At 74.6% G+C, this 23,952-nt stretch carries 25 protein-coding genes and 1 riboswitch; of the genes, 7 read left to right on the top strand and 18 right to left on the bottom strand.

The window, feature by feature from the left end:
- Nucleotides 1-38 precede the first annotated feature (38 nt).
- The 8 genes from nusB to ACFQBR_RS01960 form a co-directional block, all read right to left on the bottom strand.
- A complete protein-coding gene (nusB, locus tag ACFQBR_RS01995) occupies nucleotides 39-452 on the bottom strand; it encodes a transcription antitermination factor NusB (RefSeq protein WP_267945832.1) in 414 nt (137 codons plus the stop codon).
- Entirely contained in the window at nucleotides 452-1,015 is a 564-nt protein-coding gene (efp, locus tag ACFQBR_RS01990) for an elongation factor P (protein ID WP_267945833.1), read from the bottom strand. Before efp ends, nusB begins: the two co-directional genes overlap by 1 nt.
- A 130-nt stretch (nucleotides 1,016-1,145) precedes the next feature.
- The gene (gene aroB / locus ACFQBR_RS01985) at nucleotides 1,146-2,246 is read right to left on the bottom strand and encodes a 3-dehydroquinate synthase (protein WP_344176360.1); all 1,101 of its coding nucleotides are present in this window, start codon (nucleotides 2,244-2,246) and stop codon (nucleotides 1,146-1,148) included.
- A complete protein-coding gene (locus tag ACFQBR_RS01980) occupies nucleotides 2,243-2,755 on the bottom strand; it encodes a shikimate kinase (protein WP_330159653.1) in 513 nt (170 codons plus the stop codon). Before ACFQBR_RS01980 ends, aroB begins: the two co-directional genes overlap by 4 nt.
- A gap of 331 nt (nucleotides 2,756-3,086) precedes the next feature.
- Nucleotides 3,087-4,268, bottom strand: coding sequence for a chorismate synthase (gene aroC, locus ACFQBR_RS01975; RefSeq protein ID WP_267945837.1), 1,182 nt, complete (start codon nucleotides 4,266-4,268; stop codon nucleotides 3,087-3,089).
- A 112-nt stretch (nucleotides 4,269-4,380) separates the two neighbouring features.
- Nucleotides 4,381-5,343, bottom strand: coding sequence for a prepilin peptidase (locus tag ACFQBR_RS01970; RefSeq protein WP_344176358.1), 963 nt, complete (start codon nucleotides 5,341-5,343; stop codon nucleotides 4,381-4,383).
- A 151-nt stretch (nucleotides 5,344-5,494) separates the two neighbouring features.
- Entirely contained in the window at nucleotides 5,495-6,196 is a 702-nt protein-coding gene (locus ACFQBR_RS01965) for an SseB family protein (RefSeq protein WP_344176356.1), read from the bottom strand.
- A 42-nt stretch (nucleotides 6,197-6,238) separates the two neighbouring features.
- Nucleotides 6,239-6,715 carry a MarR family winged helix-turn-helix transcriptional regulator gene (locus tag ACFQBR_RS01960; RefSeq protein ID WP_267945840.1) on the bottom strand — a complete coding sequence of 159 codons (477 nt, stop codon included), beginning with the start codon at nucleotides 6,713-6,715 and terminating at the stop codon, nucleotides 6,239-6,241.
- Nucleotides 6,716-6,873: 158 nt separating this feature from the next.
- Between ACFQBR_RS01960 and ACFQBR_RS01955 the strand changes: the two genes are divergently transcribed.
- The 3 genes from ACFQBR_RS01955 (at nucleotide 6,874) to ACFQBR_RS01945 (ending at nucleotide 10,854) form a co-directional block, all read left to right on the top strand.
- Nucleotides 6,874-7,416, top strand: a complete 543-nt coding sequence (locus ACFQBR_RS01955) for a YceI family protein (protein ID WP_267945841.1) — start codon at nucleotides 6,874-6,876, stop codon at nucleotides 7,414-7,416.
- Between the two features lie 216 nt (nucleotides 7,417-7,632).
- Nucleotides 7,633-7,992 carry a DUF2470 domain-containing protein gene (locus ACFQBR_RS01950; RefSeq protein WP_344176353.1) on the top strand — a complete coding sequence of 120 codons (360 nt, stop codon included), beginning with the start codon at nucleotides 7,633-7,635 and terminating at the stop codon, nucleotides 7,990-7,992.
- 156 nt (nucleotides 7,993-8,148) lie between these two features.
- Nucleotides 8,149-10,854 carry a protein kinase domain-containing protein gene (locus ACFQBR_RS01945; protein ID WP_267950459.1) on the top strand — a complete coding sequence of 902 codons (2,706 nt, stop codon included), beginning with the start codon at nucleotides 8,149-8,151 and terminating at the stop codon, nucleotides 10,852-10,854.
- Between the two features lie 178 nt (nucleotides 10,855-11,032).
- Here ACFQBR_RS01945 and ACFQBR_RS01940 read toward each other — a convergent pair whose 3' ends face one another.
- Nucleotides 11,033-12,991 (bottom strand): DUF6596 domain-containing protein, encoded by a 1,959-nt coding sequence (locus ACFQBR_RS01940; RefSeq protein WP_344176349.1) that lies wholly within the window; start codon nucleotides 12,989-12,991, stop codon nucleotides 11,033-11,035.
- Between the two features lie 104 nt (nucleotides 12,992-13,095).
- Entirely contained in the window at nucleotides 13,096-13,419 is a 324-nt protein-coding gene (locus ACFQBR_RS01935; protein WP_267945844.1) for a YciI family protein, read from the bottom strand.
- A gap of 145 nt (nucleotides 13,420-13,564) precedes the next feature.
- On the opposite strand from ACFQBR_RS01935, the gene ACFQBR_RS01930 reads away from it, so the two are divergent.
- The 3 genes from ACFQBR_RS01930 (at nucleotide 13,565) to ACFQBR_RS01920 (ending at nucleotide 15,712) form a co-directional block, all read left to right on the top strand.
- Nucleotides 13,565-14,233, top strand: a complete 669-nt coding sequence (locus ACFQBR_RS01930) for a DUF998 domain-containing protein (protein WP_344176346.1) — start codon at nucleotides 13,565-13,567, stop codon at nucleotides 14,231-14,233.
- A 65-nt stretch (nucleotides 14,234-14,298) separates the two neighbouring features.
- A complete protein-coding gene (locus tag ACFQBR_RS01925) occupies nucleotides 14,299-14,703 on the top strand; it encodes a DUF1801 domain-containing protein (protein ID WP_344176344.1) in 405 nt (134 codons plus the stop codon).
- An 82-nt stretch (nucleotides 14,704-14,785) separates the two neighbouring features.
- The gene (locus ACFQBR_RS01920) at nucleotides 14,786-15,712 is read left to right on the top strand and encodes an aldose 1-epimerase family protein (RefSeq protein WP_267945846.1); all 927 of its coding nucleotides are present in this window, start codon (nucleotides 14,786-14,788) and stop codon (nucleotides 15,710-15,712) included.
- A gap of 89 nt (nucleotides 15,713-15,801) precedes the next feature.
- Here ACFQBR_RS01920 and ACFQBR_RS01915 read toward each other — a convergent pair whose 3' ends face one another.
- From ACFQBR_RS01915 to rpe, 8 genes are all read right to left on the bottom strand, one after another.
- Nucleotides 15,802-16,437 (bottom strand): nucleotidyltransferase family protein, encoded by a 636-nt coding sequence (locus ACFQBR_RS01915; protein WP_344176342.1) that lies wholly within the window; start codon nucleotides 16,435-16,437, stop codon nucleotides 15,802-15,804.
- A 125-nt stretch (nucleotides 16,438-16,562) separates the two neighbouring features.
- The gene (locus tag ACFQBR_RS01910; protein WP_267945848.1) at nucleotides 16,563-17,729 is read right to left on the bottom strand and encodes an XdhC family protein; all 1,167 of its coding nucleotides are present in this window, start codon (nucleotides 17,727-17,729) and stop codon (nucleotides 16,563-16,565) included.
- 112 nt (nucleotides 17,730-17,841) lie between these two features.
- Entirely contained in the window at nucleotides 17,842-18,303 is a 462-nt protein-coding gene (locus ACFQBR_RS01905; protein ID WP_267950460.1) for a PH domain-containing protein, read from the bottom strand.
- Nucleotides 18,304-18,387: 84 nt separating this feature from the next.
- Entirely contained in the window at nucleotides 18,388-18,861 is a 474-nt protein-coding gene (gene ribH, locus ACFQBR_RS01900) for a 6,7-dimethyl-8-ribityllumazine synthase (RefSeq protein WP_267945849.1), read from the bottom strand.
- Between the two features lie 102 nt (nucleotides 18,862-18,963).
- Nucleotides 18,964-20,253, bottom strand: a complete 1,290-nt coding sequence (locus ACFQBR_RS01895) for a bifunctional 3,4-dihydroxy-2-butanone-4-phosphate synthase/GTP cyclohydrolase II (RefSeq protein ID WP_267945850.1) — start codon at nucleotides 20,251-20,253, stop codon at nucleotides 18,964-18,966.
- A gap of 91 nt (nucleotides 20,254-20,344) precedes the next feature.
- Nucleotides 20,345-20,977, bottom strand: a complete 633-nt coding sequence (locus ACFQBR_RS01890) for a riboflavin synthase (RefSeq protein ID WP_344176338.1) — start codon at nucleotides 20,975-20,977, stop codon at nucleotides 20,345-20,347.
- A 118-nt stretch (nucleotides 20,978-21,095) separates the two neighbouring features.
- Nucleotides 21,096-21,224, bottom strand: a riboswitch (FMN riboswitch).
- 70 nt (nucleotides 21,225-21,294) lie between these two features.
- Entirely contained in the window at nucleotides 21,295-22,374 is a 1,080-nt protein-coding gene (locus ACFQBR_RS01885; RefSeq protein WP_344176335.1) for a phosphatase PAP2 family protein, read from the bottom strand.
- Nucleotides 22,375-22,611: 237 nt separating this feature from the next.
- The gene (gene rpe, locus ACFQBR_RS01880; RefSeq protein WP_267945853.1) at nucleotides 22,612-23,283 is read right to left on the bottom strand and encodes a ribulose-phosphate 3-epimerase; all 672 of its coding nucleotides are present in this window, start codon (nucleotides 23,281-23,283) and stop codon (nucleotides 22,612-22,614) included.
- 272 nt (nucleotides 23,284-23,555) lie between these two features.
- On the opposite strand from rpe, the gene ACFQBR_RS01875 reads away from it, so the two are divergent.
- Nucleotides 23,556-23,951: a hypothetical protein gene (locus ACFQBR_RS01875; RefSeq protein ID WP_344176333.1), complete on the top strand. Its 396-nt coding sequence runs from the start codon at nucleotides 23,556-23,558 to the stop codon at nucleotides 23,949-23,951.
- The last annotated feature ends 1 nt before the right edge of the window (nucleotide 23,952 follow it).

Genomic DNA, 23,952 nt, shown 5'->3' with positions numbered 1-23,952 from the left:
AAGCACGTTGCCCCGACCGTCCCGCCCGTTCGGCGGTGTCAGAGCGAGAGCGTCGCCTTGTTCTCCATCAAGCGTGACAGAAGTCCGCTGATGAAGTTGGGCGACTCGTCGGTGGAGAGCTCCTTGGCCACACCGACGGCCTCGGCGATCGCGACGCCGTCGGGGATGTCCTCGGCCCAGAGCAGCTCGTAGGCGCCCATCCGGAGGATGTTGCGGTCGACGACCGGCATGCGCTCCAGCGTCCAGCCGATGGCGTAGGCGCCCAGGAGCTCGTCGATGCGCTCGCGCCGCCCGTCGACCGAGCGGGCCAGGTTCTCCGTGAACTCGTTGATCGGAGGTTCGGGCTGGGCCCGACGGCGCCCGATGACGTCCTCCACGGAGGTGCCGCGCACCTCGGCCTCGTAGAGGACCTCGACCGCGCGCCGCCGCGCCTTGCGCCGTGCTCCGCTCATCAGTTGACTCGCCCGAGGTAGTCGCCCGTACGGGTGTCGACCTTGACGCGCTCGCCCTCGGTGATGAACAGGGGCACCTGGATGACGGCGCCGGTCTGGACGGTCGCGGGCTTGGTGCCGCCGGTGGAGCGGTCGCCCTGGACGCCGGGGTCGGTCTGGGTGATCTCCAGCTCGACGGCGGCGGGGAGCTCGACGTAGAGCGGGTTGCCCTCGTTGGTGGCGACGGTGACCTTGGTGTTCTCCAGCAGGAAGTCGCTGTTGTCGCCGACGACCGTCGCGGAGACCGGGATCTGGTCGTAGGTCTGGGTGTCCATGAAGATGAAGGACTCGCCGTCGTGGTACAGGTACTCCATGTCGCGGCGGTCCACGCTGGCGAACTCGACCCGGGCGCCCGCGTTGAAGGTCTTGTCGACGATCTTGCCGGTGAGCACGTTCTTCAGCTTGGTGCGGACGAACGCGCCGCCCTTGCCCGGCTTGACGTGCTGGAACTCGAGGACGCTCCAGAGGACGCCGCCGTCGAGTCGCAGGGTCGTGCCGTTTTTGATGTCGTTCGTCGAGGCCACTTCGGTCGTCTCTCCAGGGGTGTGACACGTCGGGGACCGGGCGGGGCCCGGTCGGTGGTCGGTGGGGCGGTGCGCGGGCACCTCGGGGAGCTCCCCGAGTGCACCAGTGCGCACATCACCTGTGTGCAGTCTAGTGGCTGTGCGGGACCCGGGCGTCGCCGGTGACCGCGCGGTACGCCTCGTCCAGCAGTTCGGGGGCGGGGCCGCTGAGGATGGAGGGGGAGGCCGGGCCGTCGAGGACGACGAAGCGCAGGGTCGCCCCCCGGGCCTTCTTGTCCACGCTCATGGCGGCGCGCAGCTCCGGCCACGACTCCTGCGCGTAGGAGGTGGGCAGGCCCACCGACGAGAGCAGGGAGCGGTGGCGCTCGACGAGGCCGGCGCCGATGCGCCCGTCCAGGCGGGCCAGCTCCGCGGCGAACACCATGCCGATGGCGACCGCGTAGCCGTGCCGGAAGGTGTAGTTCTCGGCCCGCTCGATCGCGTGCCCGAGGGTGTGGCCGTAGTTGAGGATCTCGCGGCGGCCGCTCTCCTTGAGGTCCCCGGAGACGACGTCGGCCTTGACCCGGATGGCGCGCTCGATGAGTTCGCGCGTGTGGGCGCCCTCGGGGCTCGCGGCGCCCTCCGGGTCCTCCTCCACCAGGTCGCAGATGACGGGGTCGTCGATGAACCCCGCCTTGATGACCTCGGCGAGGCCGCCCACGTAGTCGGCCCTGGGCAGGCTCGGCAGGGTGGCGAGGTCGCACAGGACGCCGGCCGGGGGGTGGAAGGCGCCGACGAGGTTCTTGCCCTCGGGGGTGTTGATGCCCGTCTTGCCGCCGACGGCCGCGTCGACCATGCCGAGCAGGGTCGTGGGCACCAGCACGGAGCGCACCCCGCGCAGCCAGGTGGCGGCGACGAACCCGGCCAGGTCGGTGGCGGCGCCCCCTCCGACGCCCACCACCGCGTCGCTGCGGGTGAAGTTGAGCCGTCCCAGCCGGGACCACAGGTCGGCGGCGACGGCCGCGGTCTTGGCGGCCTCGCCGTCGGGGACCGGAAGGGAGTGGGCGCGGTATCCGGCGGCCTCCAGGGCGCCGACCACGGGGCGGGCGATCCCGTCCAGGCCACCGGGGTGGATGACGGCGACCTGGGCGGCGTCGCCGACCAGCGAGGGGAGCTCGGAGAGGACGCCGCTGCCGACGACCACGTCGTAGCGGCCGGAGGGGTCGCCGACGCCGATGCGGGTCACGGTCACTGCTGGGCCCTTCCGGTGCTCTGCCCGGTCAGCGTGGGCAGGATGGAGTCGACGATCTCTTCGGGGTGGAACCCGGTCGTGGGGACGGTGACGGTGGCCAGCCCCTCGTAGACGGGCAGGCGCTCGTTGAGCAGCTTGCGCAGCTGCGTCCGGGGGTTGCCCGAGAGCAGTGGCCGGGCCGCGTCCATGCCCACGCGCTTGGCGGCCTCCCCGAACTCGACGTGGAGGTAGACCACGTGGTGGTCCGCCAGGTCGGTGCGGGTGTCCTGGTCGAGTACGGCGCCGCCGCCGACGGCGATCACGCCCTCCCAGGCGCGCAGGCCCTCGGCGACGACCTCGCGCTCCAGGGCGCGGAAGCGCTCCTCGCCGTCCTCGATGAAGATGTCGCCGACGGGTTTGCCCGCACGCCGCTCGATCTCGGTGTCGGTGCACAGCAGGTCCGCCCCGAGCCGTCGGGCCAGCGCCTCGCCGACGGTGGACTTGCCCGATCCGGGCGAACCGATGAGCACCGCGATCGCTCTTGCCACGCTCTGCCTGCCTAGGTGGGATCCGGGCCACCGCCCGCGTGCGCGGGTTGTCCGGTGGACCCTGCGAGTGCTGTCAGCACACCCGGCCGTCGCGTGCCCGTGGGGCCGCCGGCGGGTGCGTCTGCCCTCCTGTCTAGCAGAAACCCGGCGTGCCGGGGGCGGGGGGCCGCGTCACGGAGGTCCCGCCGGGCGCGGGGCGCGCCGCCCGGGAGGCGGGGCCCGCGGGGCCCGCCCCTGCCCCGTGGAGCCGGGGATCGGGGGCGTGCGGGGCCCGCGCCCCGCCCCGGGAAGGGGCGGGACGCGGGCCGCCGGATCAGCGGATGTCGAGCGACTCCATGTAGCCGCGGAGGTTGCGCGCGGTCTCGGCGACCGAGTCGCCGCCGAACTTCTCGACGGCGGCCTCGGCGAGCACCAGGGCGACCATCGCCTCGGCGACCACGCCGGCGGCCGGGACCGCGGTGACGTCGCTGCGCTGGTGGTCGGCCCGGGCGGGCTCGCCGGTCCCGATGTCGATGGTGTCCAGCGCGTTGGGGACGGTGGCGATGGGCTTCATCGCCGCGCGCACGCGCAGGGGGTCGCCGGTGGTCATGCCGCCCTCGACCCCGCCCGCGCGGTTGGTGCGGCGGCGGACACCGTCCGGTCCGGGCTCGATCTCGTCGTGCGCGACCGACCCGCGCCGGGCGGCGGTGCGGAACCCGTCGCCGACCTCGACGCCCTTGATCGCCTGGATGCCCATGAGGGCCCCGGCGAGCCGGGAGTCCAGGCGCCGGTCCCAGTGGACGTGGCTGCCCAGGCCGGGCGGCAGTCCGTAGGCGAGGACCTCCACCACGCCGCCGAGGGTGTCGCCGGCCTTCTTGGTGTCGTCGACCTCCGCCACCATGCGGGCGCTGGTCTCGGCGTCGAAGCAGCGCAGCGGGTCGGCGTCGACGGCGGCCAGGTCCTCGGGGCGCGGTTCCGGGGAGCCCTCGGGCACCTCGACCGGTCCCATGGACACCACGTGGCTGACGATCTCGACGCCGAGGGCCTGACGGCAGAACTGCCGGGCCACCTCGCCGATCGCGACGCGGGCCGCCGTCTCACGGGCGCTGGCGCGCTCCAGGACGGGGCGCGACTCCACGTGCCCGTACTTCTGCATGCCGACCAGGTCGGCGTGCCCCGGGCGGGGGCGGGTGAGGGGCGCGTTGCGCGCCAGGCCCTCCAGCTCCTCGGCGGGAACCGGGTCGGGCGACATCACCTTCTCCCACTTGGGCCACTCGGTGTTCCCGACCTCGATCGCGACGGGACCCCCCTGGGTGCGGCCGTGGCGAATGCCTCCGATGACGGAGACCTGGTCCTTCTCGAACTTCATCCGGGCGCCACGGCCGTACCCGGCGCGGCGGCGGAGCAGCGCGGCGGCGATGTCGTCAGAGGTGACGGACACACCGGCCGGGAGGCCCTCCAGAATCGCGACGAGTGCGGGTCCGTGGGACTCCCCCGCGGTCAGCCAACGCAACATGTGCACGATCCTCCCACGGATCGCGGGCCGGGGTGGCATCCGGGGCGGTGCGGGGGCCCGGCCGCCCGGGAGGGCGTCCGCCCCGCTCGGGGCGCACGCGGGCCGGGACGGCCTACGGCAGCAGGGGCTGCCCGGCGAGGACGGTCGCCAGGGTGGCGGCGAGCATGAACGGGCCGAGCGGGTAGGGGTCCCTGCGCGTGAGGCGGCGCAGCGCCATGAGCGCGAGTCCCACGAGGGAGAACGCGGCGAAGGCCCAGAAGACCGCGACGAGCGCTCCGAGCGGGCCCGCCGCCCACCCCGCGTACAGGCCGGTGAGGCCGGAGAGCTTGACGTCGCCGAACCCGATCCCGCCGCGGTGGACCCTCCACAGCAGCCAGTAGACCACCGTGACGAAGACCATACTGAGGAGCGCATCGGCGGCCCGCCCCGGATCGGGTCCGCTCGGCGGGAGGAGGACGGAGGCCCCCAGCAGCGCGGCGGCGACCGGGTAGGCGGGGGCGACGACGGCGTCGGGCAGGCGCATCACCCGCAGGTCGATGACGGACAGCGGGACGCCCACCGAGACCAGCCACAGGACGGCGAGCAGGCCGAAGGGCGACAGGTCGGGGCCGAGGGTGCACACGGCGCCCACGAGCCCGAAGAGGACCGCGGTGGCGGCGATCACGGCGGGGTCGGAGCGGATGGCCCGTTCGCAGTGGGGGCAGGCCCCGCGTCTTCGGAAGGCCCGGGCCTCCACGGCGGGGAGCACGGGGAGGAAACGGATCTCGGCCAGGCAGTGGGGGCACCGCGGCGGCGGGGGTCCCTCGTCCTCCTCCTCGGCGGTCCCGGGGCGGGGACCTCCCCCGGTGGCCCCGGGCTCCGCCCCGGCGTCGTCGCGGCCCGCCCCGGGCGGGCCCTCCGCGGGCACCGGGACGGCGCCGGGGCCTCCCCTCGGCCGGGGAGGGCCTGCGGGCCCGAACAGCGGGACGACCCGGCCGTTGAGCCGGCCGACCGCCAGGCCGAGCAGGACGAGGGGGACGGCGACGAGGACCGTCCACAGGTACGGGGAGGACGCGAGCACCGCGGGGGTGGGCATGGTGGGAAGTTACCCTTCCGCCGCCCACCGCGACACAACCCGGTCCCCCCTGTGGACAACCCCGCCCGCGGCGGGGTCCCCCGGCCGTGTTCCGCGGGTCGTTCCGGGCTCGCGGCGATCGGCGCGGGCGCCGGGCCCCGCGGGCCGCGCCCTAGTCGCGCCTGGCCCGTACGACGGCGCTGAGCTCGATGCCCCCCGGCAGCACGTGCCCGAGCTCGGAGGCGAGCCTCTCGGCCACGCGGCGCAGCGCCTCGTCGTCGCGCTCCTCGAGTTCGAGGCGGATGCCGATCTCGCCCCGCTCGGAGGGGTGGATGCGCACGCGCTCGATGCCGAACTCGCCGTGGGTCACCCGGTAGACGAGGGCGAGGACCTGCGGGTCGTCCTTGGGTTCGGGAACCGTGCCGGTCTCGGCGAGCAGGGTGAGGAAACGGCCCTGGACGGTGTGGGTCACCGGGCCGGAGACGTCGACGACCAGGGCGTCGGCGCCCTCCTCCACGGCGGCCTGGCAGGCGTCCTTGGTCGTGAAGGGCACGGGGCGCGCGTCCGGCCGCCAGCGCCGCACCGCGTCGACCGAGGTGAAGGCGAGCACTCCGCGGCGCCCGTCCCTGCCCGTCATGATGGGGACGGCGACCTCGCTGCTCTTGTCCTTGGTCAGTCCGCCGACCCCCTCCTCGGTCCCGGTGGCCACGGCCACGACCGGGATGAGCAGGCGGGACCGGCTGAGGGCGGCGAGGACCTGGCGGTCGCCGATCTCGCCCGCCGCGTGCCGGCGCAGGCAGGACTCGACCTCAGGGTCGGCTCCGCCGTCGTCGTCACGGAAGTTCTGGGCGCCGATGATCGATGGTCTGCTCACGGGCTCCGACTCTACCCGGGGCCCGGGCTGCCCGTACTCCGGTCACACGGAGTCCTGTCCCCGGGAAACGGCTTCGTCACCCTCGAGCGCGTCGATGACGGCGGCGAGCTGCCGCACCTGCTCCCCGGAGAGCTTGTCGAAGACCAGGGAGCGGACCCGCACGGCGTGTCCGGGCGCGGCCCGGTCGAGGACCGCCGCCCCCTCGTCCTCCAGCACCGCCCAGAGCCCGCGCCTGTCGTCGTCGCAGTGCTCGCGGCGCACGTAGCCGTCGCGTTCGAGCCGCGCGACCTGGTGGGAGAGCCTGCTCTTGGACACGATGACGCTGTCGGCGAGCACCCGCATGCGCATACGGCGGCCGGGGGCCTCGGAGAGGTGGACGAGGATGCCGTACTCCACGAGCGAGAGCCCGGTGCGGTCCCGCAGGTCCTTCTCCAGCTCGTCGTAGATCCAGGCGTTCATCCTGAGGAACCCGCGCCAGACGCGCTGTTCGCCTCCGTCGAGCCACGCAGCGTTCTCCATGCGCCAAGCCTAGGCCGTGGCGGGCGGGCGCCCCTTGCACGGTTCCGGCGGAGACCCTAGAATCCTTCCCAGGAAGAATCTTCTAAGGTACTTTGTTCCTCAGTAGAGACCACCGGACCCGACCCGCGGGTCCGCCGAACCCGACAGGGAGACACACCATGGCAGCTCAGGAACTGAAGCCCGGCACCTGGACGATCGACCCGACCCACTCCGTCATCGGCTTCTCGGTGCGCCACATGATGGTCAGCAAGGTGCGCGGCCGCTTCGAGAAGTTCGAGGCGACGCTGACGGTTCCCGAGGACCCCGCCCTGTCCTCCGTCGAGGCCACCATCGACGCCGGCTCCATCAACACCGACAACGGCGACCGCGACAACCACATCCGGTCCGCCGACTTCTTCGACGTCGACCAGAACCCGCAGTTCACCTTCCGCTCCACCGGCATCGAGGCCAGGGGCGAGGACTTCGTCCTCAAGGGCGAGCTGGCCATCAAGGGCAGGACCAACCCGGTCGAGCTGGCCCTGGAGTTCAACGGCTCCACCCTGGACCCGTACGGCCTGGACCGCGCCGGCTTCGCCGCCAGCACGCAGATCAGCCGCAAGGAGTTCGGCGTGGACATCGAGATGCCCATGGACGGCGGCGGCGTGGTCGTCGGCGACAAGATCACCATCGAGATCGACGCCGAGTTCACCCGCCAGGCCTGAGACCCGCGGGACCCGGTGCGGCGGCGGGCGGCCGCCCCGGGACGGCCGGGAGCCGGGGGCGCCGGACAGGCCCCCCGGCGGGACACGGACACCGCCCGGCCAAGGTGACGACACCCTGTCATCATCCTGGGGATCTCGGATATCGTCGGCGGGGGAGGGCGCACAGCCCTCCCCCGTTTCGTCCTTCCGTGACACCGCCCACCTCCAGGAGGCACATTGTCCCCGCCCAACCCCTTCTCCCCCGACGTCGTCGCCGCGGTCACCGCGCACATGAACGGCGACCACCCGGAGGACACCCTCCTCATCTGCCGGGCCTTCGGGGGAGCGCCCGGCGCCACCGCCGCCCGGATGACCGGGCTGGACGGTGACGGGGGCGACTACGCGGTGACGGAGGACGGCGCCGAGCGGGTCGTCCGCGTCCCCTGGGAGCGGCCGCTGACCGAGCGTCCGCAGATCCGCGCCGAGGTCGTGCGCCTGTACCGGGAGGCCTGCTCCGCACTCGGCCTCGTCCCGAGGGAGCAGCACCCGGGCGGCGCCGGAGCGGCGGGAACCGGGCGGAACTCCACGGAGGCGTGAGGAGTCAAACGGGGTAGGAGGGAGACGGCGGACCCGCTCGCGGACGGTTCCGCGGCACCGGCGACGGTGCCGCACGGGACCTACCCTGGAAGGGTCCGTCGATCCCCCCGGACACCGACGACACCACCGCCTATCCGAAGGATGGCCCCGACCTCCATGGTCACGCCCGACCCCGGTGACGAGAACGCGCCGACCCAACGGATCGACCCCACCGCGACCACCGCACGGAGCGGCCCGGACCGCGCGGGAGCCACGCGCTGGGTCACGCGTGTCCTCCGCCCCGGCTCCGACGACCGCGACGGCGGGCCGGCTCCCACCCGCGTCGCCCCTCCTTCACCGGACCGCACCGGCGTACTGCCCGGCGGCGGTCCGCCCGCCGGACCGACCGCGCCCGCCGGCCCCGGCGGACGGCGCCCGGCGCGGACCATCCCCGGGGACGGCCGCGACGACGGCCGCACCCCGTGGTGGAGGACGCTGTTCGGCCCGCTCCTGGACTGGATGGCCCGCCTGGTCTCCCGCGTGGTGGTCGGCCCGGCCGGCGACCTCGACTACGCCGTGCCCGCCGAGCTGCGGCGCCGGTACCAGGTGCTCGACCACGTCGGCGCGGGCGGCGAGGCCGTCGTCTACCTGGCAGAGCCCACCGACTCCCCCGGGCGCCGCCTCGCCCTCAAGGTGTACCGGCCCGGCCACGACATCAACCGCGAACTCCTGGACCGGCTCCGGGCCCGCGGCACCGCCTCGCCCCACACCCCGGCCATCCACGGGTACGGCACCGCGGCCAGCTCCTGGGGGGAGGACCTGGCCTGGGAGGCCCAGGAGTACTTCTCCCTGGGGACGCTGCGCGCCGTCATCGACCAGGCGCCCCTGGACGACGACCGGGCGCGCGCCGTGCTCTCCGCCGTGGCCGAGTGCCTGCACCACTGGCAGGACGAGCTCCAGCACAACCACACCGACGTCAAGCCCGAGAACCTGCTGGTGCGCTCCCTGGACCCGCCGGTCGTGGCCCTGACCGACTTCGGCGGGGCCGTGCGGGCCACCATGAGCCGGGTCTACGGCGGACTCGCCATCACCGAGGACTACGCCGCCCCCGAGGTCGTCGAGGGCCGCCGGGAGGGCCCCGCCTCCTGGTGGTCCCTGGGCGTGATGGTGCACGAGCTCGTGACCGGGCGCCGCCCCGAGCGCGGCGGCAACTGGCTGACCGCCCGCAACACCGAGGTGGACATCTCCGCGATCACCGACGAGCGCTGGCGCCTGCTCGTCCGCGGCCTGCTCGCACCCGCCCCGTCCGCCCGGTGGGGCTACGACGAGGTCGCCCAGTGGCTGGCCGGCGAGCGCCCGCAGATCCGCACCGCCCGCCGCCTGCGGCCCGTCAACTTCGCCGGAGCCAGCCACGAGGACCCCCCGAGCCTGGCCTTCGACCTGCTGGACCGCTCCGAGACCGGGGCCATGTGGCTGCGCAGCCACTGGCCGGAACTGCGCACCTGGCTCGACCGCGAGGTCAACGACTACACCTTCGACCGCGCCTACCTGACCGGGCTGGACGCCCGGCCCGAGCTCGCCCACGTGGCGATCAGCGCCCTGGCCGCCCGCTACGTGCCCGGTATGCCGCCGCGCTTCCGGGGCCACGAGATCAGCGCCGACGGCCTCCTGGCGCTGGCCACCGGCGACGCGAGCCGCCACGCGGTGGTGCGCGAGGCCGTGGAGTCGGGCGCGGTGGGCCTGGGATCCCAGCACTGGTGCCCGCATCCGGCCTGCCGGTCGGGCGGTTCGGGCCGGTGCGCCCTGCTGGAGCGCGTCCAGCACGAGGTGCCGCTGCTCATGCGACGGGTCACCGAGAACGTGGACCGCCTGGTCGGCTCCGGGCCCGACGCCCCGCGCCGCCCCGACGCCCACGAGACGGACACCGCGTGGGCGCGGGCCGTCGAACTGGTGCTCGTCCCCGACACCGCCTCACGCCACCGCTCGCTGCTGCGCCGCCAGTCCTGGCACCCCAAGCAGCGCAGCGACGCCCCGCACGCCCCGTGGTGGGCGGAGCTGCGCCGCCAGGCGCTGCGCGACGGCGCCGGCGGCGACGCCGTCGCCACCAGGGGCGCCGTGCTCACGGCGCTCCTGCTGCTGCCCGAGGCCGCCCGGGTCGGCGGGGCCGTCGCCGCCCGGGAGCGGGCCGACGGCAGGGCGCGCCGCCAGGACCGGTGGGCGGCGCTGGCCGGATCGGCCCGGGCCCGCTGGACCGAGGCCCGGGGGAAGGTGTCGACGGCCCGGCAGCGCCGGGCGGAGGCCGCCACGGCTCCCACCCGGCCGGACAACCAGGCCGTCCCCAACCCCTACGACCCCTCGGGCGCCGGGGAGCCGGCGCGCAACCGCCGCGACCAGGAGAGGGCCACCCGCCGGGTCGAGCGGACCATGAGCCAGATCCAGCGGGCGATGTCCGCGGGCCGCTGCCGCCGCTTCGCCTACCCCGCCGCGCTGCTGGGCCTGGTCGACGGCCTGGGCCGCGTGATGCGCCCGGAGGAGGGCTTCTACCCCGAGAGCGAGTTCGTGACCGGTGCGTACACGGGGCTGCTGGAGGCGGGCGGCGGCGGCCTCCTGGGGTGGCTGTCCGAGGTGACCGGGTCGGTGACCGGCCTGCTGCCCGGCGGTGCGGGTGACGCGTGGTGGTTCCCCGTGCTGCTGGCGGTCGTGCTGGTGGCGCTGGGCCGGTCCGCCGCCAGCAAGAAGCCCAGCGCGCGTGCCCGCCGCCGCCTGGCGGCGTTCCGCCTGGCCGTGGCGGGGTCCCTGTTCATGCTGGTGGTCCTGCTCTCCACGGGGCTGGTCGCCCTGGGCTCGGGCGTGCTGATCCCGCTCGACGGCCTGCTCGGCTGACGTCCCCGGCCGTCGGGGACGGGCCCGCGCCCGCCCCCGGCGGCGGGACCCCGCCGCCGCGTTCCCCGCCGGGCCGAGGGGCCGCGCGCACCGCGGCCCGGGTTCCGGCACACGGGCGGTCCCCACGGCACGTGCGCGACCCCACCCCGTCTGCGGGCGCCGGCCCGCGCACGCGGCCTCACCCCTTGAGCCGGCGCAGGGTGTACCCCTCCCCCGCCGGATCCAGTTCCCTGCCGGCCTGCTTGAACAGGTATTCGGCACGCGGATACGACAGGCGCCCGCGCCCCGTCACCGGGCACAGGTCCGCCTCGGCGGGTCTGCGGGCGGGGCCCGGACGCCGGTCCGCGAGGAAGAGCGGCCCCCGCTCCCGCCCCGCCACGAGCCGGGGCAGCAGCCGGGCCGTCCCCGAACGCCAGTGCACCCAGGAGCCGCCCGAGCGGGCGCGGCGGTCCTCCAGGTCCAGGTCCTCCACGTTCAGCGCCAGCACCGCGCCCACCCCCGCACCGGACTCGTGCAGGAGCCGCCACAGGACCCGCTCCCGCAGGGCCCTGCCCTCCCCGTCCCACAGCAGGGCGAGCTGCGCGGGGTCGAGCGGCGGCGCCCCGGTCCGGGCCTCGGCGCGCCGCCCGAGTCCCGCGTCGAGGCCCTCCAGTCCGGCCCAGGCCCCGAACGAGCGGACCGCCGACCGGTGGCGGTTCCAGGTCCGCGGGGCCGCCTCCCCCCACGCCGCGGCGAACACCCGTGCCACGGCCCCGGCGTCGAGGTCGGCGGCCGGCAGGTCCTCTCCCAGCGACCGGCACAGGCGCCCCAGGGTCTGCCCGTAGGAGCGGACGGTCGCGGCGTCCAGGTCGGGGCGGCCGAGGAAGTCCCGGGAGAGGCTCCCCAGGGTCGGGCCCTCGGGCCGTGACCCGGCGACGGTCTCGGCGCGGCCGAGCAGGAACGCCCGTTCGACGGCGTTGCCGGCCAGGGCGGCGGCGCGCAGGAACTCCCTCCCCGCCTCGCCCTCCCGCCCCAGCAGGAGCAGCAGGTCGCCCCGCACGCCGGGGAGGAGGTGGTAGTCGCGCAGCGCCGGATCGTCGGCCAGCGCGTCGACCAGCGCCAGCCCCTCGGCGGGGCCGCGCGCCCGCCCCACCGCCACCGCCCGGTTGAGGAGGACGACCGGCGTCGGCAGCCGCTCGGCCAGCAGGTCGTACAGGACGGCGATCCGCTCCCAGTCGGTGTCCTCGGCCGTGGCCGCCCCGGCGTGGCAGACCGCGATGGCCGCCTGGAGCGTGTAGGGACCGGGAGGGCCGCCCGCGTCGCGGGCCCGGAGCATGGCGGCGAACCCGCGCCGGATGAGCAGCGGGTCCCAGCGGCCGCGGTTCTGCTCGTCCAGCCTCAGGAGTTCGCCGGAGGGCCCGGTCCGGGCTCCGGCACGGGCCTGCTGGAGCTCCATCAGCGCCACCAGGCCGTGCGCCTCGGCCTCGTCCGGCACCAGTTCGGCCAGGGTCCGGCCCAGGCGCAGCGCCTCCAGGCACAGCCCGGGACGCGTCAGCCCCTCCCCCGAGGTCGCCGTGTAGCCCTCGTTGAAGACGAGGTAGACGACGCCGAGCACGGACGAGAGCCGCTCGGAGAGTTCGGCGCCCGAGGGCAGCTCGAAGCCCACCCCCTGCTCGGCGAGCGTGCGCTTCGCGGCCGCCACGCGCTGGGCGATGCGGGCCTCGCCCGTGAGGAAGGCGCGGGCGATCTCCTCCGTGGTCAGCCCCGCGACCAGGCGCAGGGTCAGCGCGACCCGCTCCGCGGTGGCCAGTACGGGGTGGCAGGTGACGAACAGCAGGCGCAGGACGTCGTCGCCGTCCGGCTCCGGCTCGGGGCCGGTTCCGCGCTCCATGCCGTGGGCGATCAGCTCGTGCTTGCGCTCCAGGTTCCGGGAGCGGCGGATGCGGTCGACAGCCCGGCGCTTGGCGATCGCCATCAGCCAGGCGCCGGGGTTGTCGGGCACGCCCTTCTCGGGCCACTGCTCGAGCGCGGCCACGAGGGCGTCCTGGGCCAGCTCCTCGGCGGCGCCCACGTCGTGCACCATCCGGGTGAGCCCGGCGACGATCCTCGCCGACTCCAGTTTCCAGACCGCGTCGACGGTGCGGTGGGCATCGGTCACGGGCACGATGACAGCACCGCCCCGGGACGAACGCAAACCGGGGCGGTGCCGTGCGGTGCGGAAGGGCGCCCCCGCGCGGGGGCGCCGGGTCCGGCACCGGCCGGTCAGGGGCCGAAGACCTGCTGGACCACGCTCTCGCCGTCGCCGACGATGCGGCGGAAGCGGCGGGCGACCTCCAGCGCCTCCTCCCTGGAGCGCACCTCGACCAGGGCGAACCCGGCCACCACCTCTCTGGCCTCGGTGAACGGGCCGTCCGTCACCGTGATCTCGCCCCCGGCCGACGTCAACCGGAGGCCGCCGGGCTCCAGCCCGCCCGTGGCCAGCAGGACGCCGGAGGCGGTGAGCTCCTCCACGAACGCGGCCATCTCGGTGTAGAGGTTCTCGTCGGCGGCGGTGTCACTGGGCTTGGTGGTCATCAGAAAGCGCATGCGGTCGTTCTCCCTCGTGGGTTTTCCGGTACTTCCGGTGGGACGTCGATCAGACCGATGTGACAGGGAACGGGGCCGTTCCCTGTCACATCGGCGCTTCGACGTGTCGGTGAGAACAGAGCAGCACACCGAGAGAGGAACCACCATGGCCGTCGCCCTGGAAACCGCCCCCGCCCCCGTCGGACGCACCGCGGCGAGCACCCGCCTCCTGTTGGGCGCGGCGATCGCCTCGGCCCCCCTCTGGACGGTGGTCTCCCTCGTCCAGGCCGCCACCCGTGAGGGCTTCGACCTGACCAGGCATCCCCTGAGCATGCTGAGCAACGGCTCCCTGGGCTGGCTCCAGATCGCCAACTTCACCCTGGCCGGAGCGCTGGCCGTCGCCGGGGCGTTCGGCCTGCGGCGCGTCCTGCGCGGCACCCCCGGGGGCTCCTGGATCCCGGGTCTGATCCTGGTCCACGGCGCCGGGATGATCGCCGCCGGCGCGTTCGTCATGGACCCGGCCGCGGGTTTCCCCTCCGGCACGCCCCTGGACACTCCGGCGGCGCTCAGCGGGCACGCCCTCGGACACATGGCCGCGGGAACGGTCTCCTTCTCCGCCCTGATCGCCGCCTGCTACGTCCTGGGCCACCACTTCTCCCGGAACGGGCGCCGGGGGACGGCCGCGGCCTCGCGTGTCGCCGGCACCGCCCTGCTCCTCGGCAACGGCTGGGCGATGACGGGGGGACAGGGCGGGTCCCTGACCCTGGCCGTGGGCGCCGTCACCGCGATGCTGTGGATCTCCCTGGTCGCCGCCCGGTGCCTGCGCACCGTCTGACCGTCCGCACCGCACCCTCCCCACCGCTCCTCCGCCACCAACCCGAACACGGACAGGGAACCACCGTGGCAGCGCACACGACCGTCGCCGACCACACCGCCGCCCTCCCTGACGGCCTGCGGGCGGCGGCCCGGGCCCTCGTCGCCGTCGTCGAGGAGGCCCTGCCCGGGACCGGCGCCCTCTGGCACGGCCACCCCGCATGGAGCCTCGGCGCGGAGCCCGGCCTGTCCCCCGCCTGCTACGTCAGGGGCTGCTCCTCGTACGTGACCCTCGGCCTCTGGAGGGGGAAGGAGCCGGCCGCCCCCTCCGGCCGACCGGAGCCCGGGGCGAGGGGGACGGCCCAGGTCAGGCTCCGCTCGCCCGAGGACGTCGACGCCGCCCTGTTCGCCGACCGGCTCTCCCGGGCCCGCGCCCTGGAGGGGTCGGGCCCGTCCCCCGGCCCCGCGCTCCGGGAGCGGCGGGGCCGGTGAGACGCGGCCGGCGGACGTCCGGTGGGCTATGATCGGCCGGTTCGGCGCACGGCCGGACCGTGACGGGAAGGCAGGGGTACACGTGGGCGAGGTGATCGAGCTGCGCGCCGGGGAGTTCCTGGCCCGCGTCGACCGCACCGGGGCGGGCCTGCGGGCGCTCGCCTGGCGCGACCGCGACATCGTGTGGCCCTACGGCGACGAGGGTCCCCGGGCCTTCCAGGGCCAGGTCCTGGCCCCGTGGCCGAACCGGGTGGGCGAGGGCGTCTACCGCTTCGCCGGGACCGAGTACCGGCTGGAGGTCAACGACGCAGCGACGGGCACCGCGATACACGGCCTGGTCCACGACCGCGAGTGGTCGGTCGAGGAGGTCTCGGACGACGCGGCCACACTGCGGCTGGACTTCGGGGGCGCCCCGGGCTTCCCGTTCCCCCTGGAACTGGTCCTCGCCTACCGGCTGGGCGGCGACGGCCTGACGCTCACCGCCGAGGCCCGCAACACCGGTGACACCCCCGCCCCCTTCGGCCTGGGCTTCCACCCCTACCTCACCCTGGGCGAGCCCCTGTCGGTGCTCGCGGAGCGCGGCGACCTCACGCTGGAGGTCACCGCCGGCACCAGGCTGCCCGTGGACGACCGCCTGCTGCCCGCCGGCGACCCGGTCCCGGTGGAGGACGGCCGCCTCGACTTCCGCACCCCGGGCAGGCAGCTGGGCGACACGGTGCTGGACACCGCCTTCACGTCCCTGGAGCGCGACGGCGACGGACGCGCGTGGGTACGGGTCGGCGGCCCGGAGCACCGGGTGTCGGTGTGGTGCGACCGCAGCTTCGACTGGTTGCAGGTGTTCAGCTCCGACACCCTCGGCGGGTCCGACCGCCGGGCCTACCTTGCGGCGGAGCCGATGACCTGCCCCGCGAACGCGCTCGCCTCCGGCACCGACCTGATCGTGCTGCCCCCGGGCGGCGCCACCCGGCACACCTTCGGCATCACCGCCGAAGCCCTCCCCCGCCCCTGACCCCCGCCGCCCCGGGACCGCACCGCCGCGGCCCCGGGGTCGCCCCGGGCCGGTCCCGGGCGGCCCGCGTCCCACCGCGGCGCCGGCGCTCAGACCGGGCCGGGGGCCTCCCCGCCCAGCAGCCCGGTGAGCCGCTCCAGGTCCTCGGCCGTGTCGATGTCCTCCGGGCTGGCGATGTCGTCGCAGGCCACAGCGGTCACCAAGTGCGAGTAGGCCCGCAGGAACGGGCGCGCGCCCACGTCGTGCACCGCCAGGCCGTAGACCGTCGACCAGTACTCCCGACCCAGCATCACCGGGTTGCGCTGGTTGCCGTTGTACGTCGCCACGGCCGCGCGCACGCCCTCGTCGTGGGCCTCCACCAGCCGGTGCACAGCCTCCGGGGTCACCAGGGGCTGGTCGGCCAGGGCGATCAGGACGGCGTCCACCGAGTCGGGCAGGGCGTCGATCCCCGCGCGCACGGAGGACCCCATCCCGCTCTCCCAGTCGGGGTTGTACACCGTGTGGGCGTCGCGGACGACCGTGTCGGCCGCGCCCAGCACCACCATGACCGGCGCGCACCCGCCGTCTCCCAGGGTCCGCACGCCCCGGTCCACCAGGCGCTCGCCGCCCACCTCCACCAGTGCCTTGGGGCGCCCCAGTCTGCTGCCGGAGCCCGCAGCCAGAAGGAGGCCGGCGACCCGGCCCGCTCGCTCCCGCTCCTTGTCCTGCGCGTCCCCAGTTTCCATGACGCGATGATGCCACGCGTGCGGCCACGGGGCAGGTCACCTGGAGCAGACGGTCGGGTGACCTCTCACTCCGTCCGCACGGCACCGGCCGTGACCAGGCACATCAGCACGAGCACCATTTCGGTTCACGTCGCCGCGCGACCGAATCCGGCCGGAACCAGGGGGGTACCGGGGACATCCCGGTGAATTCGCCCACTGGTCTCGCTCAGCGCACGCCCGGTCCCGCCCCAGCGCGACCGCACCAGCTCGGCGGCGATCGACACCGCCGTCTCCTCCGGGGTGCGCGCGCCCAGGTCCAGGCCGATCGGCGAGTGCAGGCGCCCCAGCGCCTCCTCCCCCACACCGGCCTCGCGCAACCGCTCCAGCCGGTCCTCGTGGGTGCGCCGCGAGCCCATCGCCCCGATGTACCCGGCGCGGGTGCCCAGGGCCGCCTTGAGCACGGGCACGTCGAACTTGGGATCGTGGGTGAGGACGCACACCGCCGTCCGCTCGTCGATCTCGTGGGCGATCTCGTCGAGGAACACGTGCGGCCACTTCACCACCACCTCGTCCGCGGTGGGGAACCGCTTGGCCGTCGCGAACACCGGCCGGGCGTCGCAGACCGTCACCCGGTAGCCGAGGTAGGAGCCCAGGTCGGCCACGGCCGCGGCGAAGTCGATCGCGCCGAACACCAGCATGCGCGGGGCCGGCGCGAACGACTGGACGAACACCTCCAGCTCGTCGCCGCGCCGCTGCCCGTCCGATCCGTAGCGCAGCAGCCCCGTGCTGCCCTGGGCGAGCATCCCCCGCACGTCGTCGTCCAGCGCGTCGGACAGCCGGGTGCCGCCGGGACCCAGGTCCCCCTCCGCGTGATCCGGCCAGACCACGCGGCGCCGACCCGTCCGCCCGGCCCCCGACGGGTCGGACACCACGGTCGCGACGGCGACCGGCCGGTGCCCGTCGATGGCCCCGAGCACCGCGCCGAGCTGCCCGTAGGAGGCCCGGCTGACCGGTTCGACGAACATGTGCAGGGTGCCCCCGCACGTCAGGCCGACGCTGAAGGCCTCCTCGTCGCTCACCCCGTAGGTGCGGCGCACGGGGACGCCCGTGCGGATGGCCTCCAGGGCCTCCTCGTAGACGGCGCCCTCCACGCAACCGCCGGACACGCTGCCGACGACCTCGCCGGAGGCGCTGACCAGCATCGCCGCGCCCGGGTCCCGGGGCGCGCTCTTGTCGGTGTCGATCACCGTGGCCAGGGCGAACACCTCTCCTGAGGCGTAGAGGTCGGACACCGCCGTTCGGATGTCGCGCACGCGGCACCTCTTCCTGTTCGGTCGAGTGGCTCTCGGTACCAAACTATGTGCCCCACGCAACACGACGGGAGTCCCCGTTCCGTCAAGAAACGAGGACTCCCGTTGGAGGTACCTACGACCGGCCGGGCTCCTGTGCCTCACCGCGGTCGTGCAGCAGGGACCGGAACTCCTCCAGGTTGCGCAGGGCGAGCTCGCCGTCGGCGCTCTGGATGCCCATCACCGCCAGGGTGGTGCCGTCCGACAGGTCCACCGAGGGCCAGGGCTCGCCGACCGGCATCCGGATGTCGACGACCTCGGCCCACGACAGCACGTGGGTGCGGATGCCGTTGACCACGGTCACGCCCCCGTCCGCGGCGACGAGCCTGGGCCGGGCGATCAGGTGCAGGCCCGCGGCGATCGCCACGCCCAGGCCCACGAGCAGGAGCCTGTCCATGATCCGCCAGTCCCCGGGCAGGATCGCGGCGAGCACCGCCATGGTGGCCACGATCAGCAGGCCCAGGCCGTAGGCGACCATCCGCACCGCCCGGGGCCGCCACGTCCTCGGCAGGACCGGCTGCTTCGACGCCTCGTCCACCGGCTGTTCCTTCGTCCGCACCGACTGCTCCACCGTTCCACCAGACCTGGCCGGGATGACACCCGTGCGCGCGACGGGGTCCGGTCAGCGGCGCAGCCCCTTCAGGGCCACAGCCGTGTCCAGTGCGGCCAGCGCCGCCTCGGCACCCTTGTCCTCGATGCTGCCGGGCAGGCCGGCGCGGTCGCGCGCCTGTTCCAGGGTGTCACAGGTGAGCACACCGTTGCCCACGGGGGTGGACTCGCGCAGGGCCACCTCCGTGAGGCCGTGCGTGACCGACTGGCACACGTAGTCGAAGTGCGGGGTGCCGCCGCGGATGACCGCGCCCAGCGCGATCACCGCGTCGTGCTTGCGGGCCAGCTCCTGGGCGACCACGGGGATCTCGACGGCGCCCGCGACCTCGACCACCACCGGGTCGGCCGCCCCGGAGGCCTTCACGACCTCCAGCGCCCGGGCGAGCATCGGGCCCACCACGGCCCCGTTCCACCGGGTCGCGACGATGCCCACCGAGAGCCCGGAGGCGTCCACGCTGTGCTGGTCGGGGCGTCCTTCACCACTCATGAGGGTCTCCTGTGTGTGAGATGTGCGGCTCCCGCGGGCCGGCGTGCGCCGGATCGGGGAGGGGCAGGGCTTGTTCTCGCCGGGACGGCCCCGGCCGGGGCCTCAGTCGGACACGCCCGCCAGGTCGTGGCCCATGCGGTCCCGCTTGGTGCGCAGGTAGTCGATGTTGTCCTCCGTGACGAAGGACGGCATGCCGACGCGCTCCTCGACCCGGATGCCGTGGCGCTCCAGGCTCTCCGCCTTGTCGGGGTTGTTCGACAGCAGCCGCACCGAGGACACGCCCAGGTCGGCGAGGATCCGGGCCCCGGCCCCGAACTCGCGTGCGTCGGCGGGCATGCCCAGGCTCAGGTTGGCGTCGACCGTGTCCGCGCCGCGGTCCTGGAGGCTGTAGGCGCGCAGCTTGTGCAGCAGCCCGATCCCGCGGCCCTCGTGGCCGCCCAGGTAGACGACCACCCCGCGGCCCTCCGCGGCGATGTCGGCCATGGCCGCGTCCAGCTGGGCCCCGCAGTCGCAGCGGTGCGAGCCGAACGCGTCCCCGGTGAGGCACTCCGAGTGCAGGCGGGCCAGGACACCGGCCCCGTCCGCCAGGTCGCCGAGGACCAGCGCGACGTGCTCGGCGCCGTCGGCGGTCCCCTTGAAGCCGATCGCGCGCCACTCGCCGTGCCGGTTGGGCATACGGGTCTCGACCATGCGTGTGACCAGGGGCGGGTGCGCCTCCTCCTCGGTGAGGGTCTCGCCGAGGGCCGCGCGGTGGGCCGCCAGCTGCTCCACCGACACCAGCTTGAGGCCGTGCTCGTCGGCGAACTCGCGCAGCCGGGGCAGGCGGGCCATCGTGCCGTCGTCGTTGACCACCTCGGCGAGCACCCCGGCGGGGCGCAGGCCGGCCAGGCGGGCGAAGTCCACCGACGCCTCGGTGTGCCCGCGTCTGGCGAGGACGCCGCCCGGACGGGCGCGCAGCGGAAGGATGTGGCCGGGACGCACGAAGTCGACGGGCCGGCTCCCTGCGGAGGCCAGCAGGCGCACGGTACGGGCGCGGTCGGCCGCGGAGATGCCGGTGCTCACGCCCTCGCGCGCGTCGACGGTGACCGTGTACGCCGTGCGCAGGCTCTCCTCGTTGCGCGCGGTCATCAGCGGCAGGTCCAGGCGGTCGAGGTCCTCCCCCTCCAGGGGCACGCACACCACGCCGGAGGTGTGGCGGATCATGAACGCCAGCAGTTCGGGCGTCGCGAGTTCGGCGGCGAAGATGATGTCGCCCTCGTTCTCGCGGTCCTCGTCGTCCACCACCACGATGGCCCGCCCCGCGGCGAACTCGGCGATGGCGTCCTCGATACGGTCGAGGACCACGGCCTTCCCGGTGTCGGAGGTGGACGGGGTGGCGTCGGTGACGGTCATTACCGCTCCCTGAGGTGGATCGTGCGTGTGGGTGGTGTGGTGGTGACGGCCCGCGCGTGCGGGTCCGTCCCGTGGCGCCGCGCGCCGGCGGTCAGGCCCGTGGCCGGCTCGCGGCCACGGAGGCGATGCGCTCGACGTACTTGGCGACGACGTCCACCTCGATGTTCACGGTGGCGCCGGCCGGGAGGCCCCCCAGAGTGGTGGCCCTCAGGGTCTCGGGGATCAGGCTGACCTCGAAGAACTCCTCGTCCGCACCGGGCGCGCTGACCGCGGAGACGGTGAGGCTGGTCCCGTCGACCGTGATCGACCCCTTCTCGACCACGTACGGGGAGAGCTCCGCGGGCAGGCTGAACCGTAGAACGTCCCAGTTGTCACCGGGATTCCGGGAGAGCAGGCGGGAGGTGCCGTCGACGTGGCCCTGGACGATGTGCCCGCCGAGGCGGCCGTCCACGCGGGCGGCGCGTTCGAGGTTGACCTCGGAGCCGACCGAGAGGCCGCCCAGGGAGGAGCGGTCCAGCGACTCCTTCATCACGTCGGCGGTGAAGGTGTCCTCACCCCGGGCGACGACGGTCAGGCACACGCCGTTGACGGAGATGGAGTCGCCGTGCCCCGCGTCGGAGCTGACCAGGGGACCGCGCAGCGTCAGCAGCAGGGACTCGCCCGTGGTGCCCGCTGGCTCGATGGAGACGACCTTGCCGAGTTCTTCCACGATTCCGGTGAACACGCCTGTGCATTCCCTTCGCCTGACAGGCTCCGGGGCAGGGGTGTGGAACGGGTCCACGACAAGGCCGGGGCTGGACGCCGCGGGTCACGGGGAGCCACGGCGGACAGACCGGCCCAACACGCGCTGCCTCCCATCCGGACTTTCACCGTCGGTACCGGAATCTCACCGGTTCAACCGGCCGATGGATTCGGCCGGGTCGCGGACTGTCACCGCCGGTTCGGAATTACACCGACCCCGGAGCACGCGTTTGACTGTTGTCTCAACGGTTCGGATCTTAACGCGTCGGTAGCACGGCCGCATAGTTGGTGTGACCGGAATCATTTCCCGTCGTCACGGGCGTGGCCGTCGCCGGGAAGGCCTTCGTGACCGCCCGCGAGCGGGGTGCCGCCGCCCTCCCCGGGCCGGTGGGCCAGACCGCTGCGGATGAACATCTCGGGCGCGCCGAAGGCCGCCCAGAGGGCGATCCCGGCGTAGGCGGCGAACATCACGACCGCCTCCGCGAGGCCCGTGAGGCCCCCGGCCAGGAGGTGGACCACCACCTGGACCACCACGATCCCCGAGAGGCCGAGGACGAAGCGGGCGGCCCTGGCGGACAGGCTCCCCTCCGCGCTGTACCAGCCGCGTCGGGCGAGCAGCGTGAAGCCGACGAGCGCGCCGAGCAGACCGCCGGCCACGGTGAACAGACCGGCGAGGGTGTGCCCGGCCGGATCGGTGGGCGTGGAGCCGATCCAGTCCGCCGGGACCGACCAGTCCCCCATGGCCAGCGCCTGCCACAGCGCCGCCGCCAGACAGGGCACGACGGAGACGGCCAGGGCGCAGCCGACCCAGCGGACCGTGTCCAGGCCCAGCCACCAGGCCACGAGCCGGTCCTCCCAGCGCAGGGCCGCCCACAGGACGGCGCCGCCCACCAGCAGCCCCGCCAGGACGTCGCTGAAGAAGTGCACGCCCAGGTAGATCCGGGACACGCAGATCGCGGCGATGAGCGCGAGGGCCGCCCAGAGCCGGGTGCGACGCCCCGACCTGAACCCCAGGTACCCCCAGAAGACGGTGGAGGCCTGGGCGTGCCCGGAGGGGATGCCGAAGCTCGATCCGCTCGCGTACGCGGTGACGTGGGCGCTGTACCAGTAGGGGCGCGCCCCGTGGAACACGGCCTTGCCCAGGTAGTTGAGCACCCCGGACGCGGCCAGGGCGACGAAGAGCCGCGCCCCGAAGCCGGGGTTCACGCACCAGAAGACGAGGGCGGTGAGGGGGATCAGGACGAACTGCGAGCCGAGCTGGGTGACCGCCACCAGCGGATGGGCGAGCCAGTCCCCCAGCCCCTGGAGCCACCCGATGGCGGTGGACTCGGGCTCCCACAGCACGTCCATGGCCAGGTGACCGGCCGTCCGAGCGTTCAACGCGCACTCCACGTGTCGGCGCCTGGCAACGCGCTCACGCCGCGCCGCTCCCCCGGGCGCGCGTACGCGGAGGGGAAGACGGAGCCGCGACCAAGCGGAATCCTCGACTTCTTCGACTGACGACTACGGACCGGAAGCATAGGGGCCGCGGCCCCGCGTGGCCAGGCGTGCACGGGGCCGGGCCGGGATCGTTGTGCGCGGCCCCTGGGCCGGGTGGGGCCGGGGCCCCGGTCCGACTCACTCGGCCCCGGCCGCCCCGGCGGCGAGGGCGCGCAGGCGGTCGACGGCCTGGGCGGGGTCCTGGGCTCCGTAGACGGCCGATCCCGCCACGAAGACGTCGGCCCCGGCCTCGGCCGCGCGCTCGATGGTCTCGGCGCTGACACCGCCGTCGACCTGGAGCCAGACGGAGGCCTCCCGCGTGTCGAGGATCTCGCGGGCCCTGCGGATCTTGGGCAGGACCACGTCGAGGAAGCTCTGGCCGCCGAAGCCGGGCTCGACCGTCATGAGCAGGAGCATGTCCATCTCACCGACGATGTCGGCGTAGGGCTCGACGGGCTCGGCCGGGTTGAGGGCCAGGCCCGCCCGCGCGCCGAGGCGGCGGATCTCGCGCAGGGTGCGCACGGGGGCGGCGGCGGCTTTGGCGTGGATCGTGACGCTGCCGGCGCCCGCCTCGGCGTAGGCCGGGGCCCACCGGTCGGGCTCCTCGATCATCAGGTGGCAGTCCAGCGGGGTGTCGGTCGCCTTGAGCAGCGACTCGACCACCGGCAGGCCGAGCGTGAGGTTGGGGACGAAGTGCCCGTCCATCACGTCCACGTGGAGCCAGTCGGCGGACGGGGAGACCGCGGCGGCCTCGTCGGCGAGATGCGCGAAGTCGGCGCTCAGGATGCTGGGTGAGATCTGGATTGCCACGCCAGCAGTGTAGCCAGACGGGCCGCCGGCTTCGCCCCGGAGAGGGAGGACGAGCTGGGCGGACGCGGCTCCCGGCGGGCCGGACCCCTCTCCCGTGTCCTCTCCTCACGTGGGAGCCGGACCCCACCCCTCGTGGCTTTACGACGTAGATTCACAGTCTCGCCGCGGCCGGTGGCGGACGCCCGGGAGGGAAGCTGCGAAAGCCCGGCGTCACCGGGCCCCGCGGGGGTACGCTCACCGCAGTCGGCCCCCCAGCGACCGGAGGTACCCCCATGGGCGACGGCGCCGAGACCCGTCTGGGAAGCGTCTGCGAGCACGCAGCCGAGATCCGCGGCCGCCTCGCCGCGGTGGAGGGAGGCCCCTCCCTCGTGGACGCCGTGCTCAGGGCCGCGGCCGAGGGGCGCGGGGCGCTGGCCGCCCTGGACGAGCTGCACGGCGCCCTGGTCGCCCTCGGCGACGGGGCGGGGCTGTACGGCTACTCCAACGCCGCCCACCGCGTGGGCGCCCGCGACCCGGCGCCCTCGGGCCTCGGCCTGCCCAGGCCCGCGTCCGCCGTGTACCGCTGCCCGCGGGGCCTGTGCGAACGGACCTGGGAGCCGAACCCGGCGGAGGACCCCCCGACCTGCCTGGTCGCCGGCCTCCCGCTCCGCTCCCCCAGGAGGGCGTAGG

This window comes from Nocardiopsis tropica (assembly GCF_042660575.1).
Taxonomy (GTDB): domain Bacteria; phylum Actinomycetota; class Actinomycetes; order Streptosporangiales; family Streptosporangiaceae; genus Nocardiopsis; species Nocardiopsis tropica.
This window is presented reverse-complemented; position numbering and strand designations above follow the sequence as displayed.